Annotated in this window: 1 protein-coding gene; it reads left to right on the plus strand. The window is 61.7% G+C overall.

Going from position 1 to position 1083, the window contains the following annotated elements:
* Window positions 1–1083, plus strand: a 1083-nt coding sequence (mutL, locus tag D8V06_RS11205) for a DNA mismatch repair endonuclease MutL (RefSeq protein WP_241667809.1), incomplete at both ends; no start/stop codon positions are given.

Raw genomic sequence — 1083 nt, forward strand, 5'->3', positions numbered from 1 at the left:
GCGACAAACTGGTGGCTCACGCGGTGCGCCAGGCTTATCGCGACGTGCTGTTCAACGGCCGGCATCCGACATTCGTGCTGTTTTTCGAGGTTGACCCGACAGGTGTCGACGTCAACGTGCACCCGACCAAACACGAAGTGCGTTTCCGCGAAGGGCGCATGGTCCACGATTTCCTCTACGGTACTTTGCACCGCGCCTTGGGCGATGTGCGGCCGGACGACCATCTGGCGGCGCCGGTGGCGACGGCCATCGTCCGGCCGACCGGTCTGGATGCCGGAGAATTCGGTCCCCAGGGCGAAATGCGCCTGGCCGCCAATGCACTGCTTGAGCAACCGCAGGCTCAGCCTTCGTTCAATACGCCTGCCGGTTCAGGCGCTGGCGCCGGTTACCAGTATCAATACACGCCACGTCCGCAGTCCGGTGTACCCGTGGCTGAAGCGCAAGCGGCCTATCGCGAGTTTTTCGCTCCGCTGCCCGAGGCCAATGCCGTCGCGCTGCCCGCGGGGCAGGATGATATTCCGCCGTTGGGTTACGCGCTGGCGCAGCTTAAAGGCATCTACATTCTTTCGGAAAATGCCCAGGGCCTGGTTTTGGTGGACATGCATGCCGCTCACGAGCGGATCATGTACGAGCGCTTGAAGGTTGCGATGGCCAGCGAAGGCCTGAGCGGCCAACCGCTGCTGGTGCCGGAATCGCTGGCAGTCAGCCAGCGTGAAGCCGATTGTGCTGAAGAACATGTCGCCTGGTTCCAGCGTCTGGGCTTTGAATTGCAGCGTCTTGGCCCGGAAACCCTGGCCATTCGGCAGATTCCGGCATTGCTCAAGCAGGCGGAAGCGAACCGCTTGGTCGCTGATGTATTGGCTGACCTGATGGAGTACGGCACCAGCGATCGCATTCAGGCGCACATCAACGAACTGCTGGGGACCATGGCTTGTCATGGCGCGGTTCGTGCGAATCGGCGTCTGGCCCTGCCGGAAATGAACGGTCTGCTGCGTGACATGGAAAACACCGAACGCAGCGGTCAATGTAACCATGGCCGACCGACCTGGACCCAACTGGGCCTGGACGATCTGGACAAACTGT

Source organism: Pseudomonas sp. Sample_24 (genome assembly GCF_004307605.1).
Classification (GTDB): domain Bacteria; phylum Pseudomonadota; class Gammaproteobacteria; order Pseudomonadales; family Pseudomonadaceae; genus Aquipseudomonas.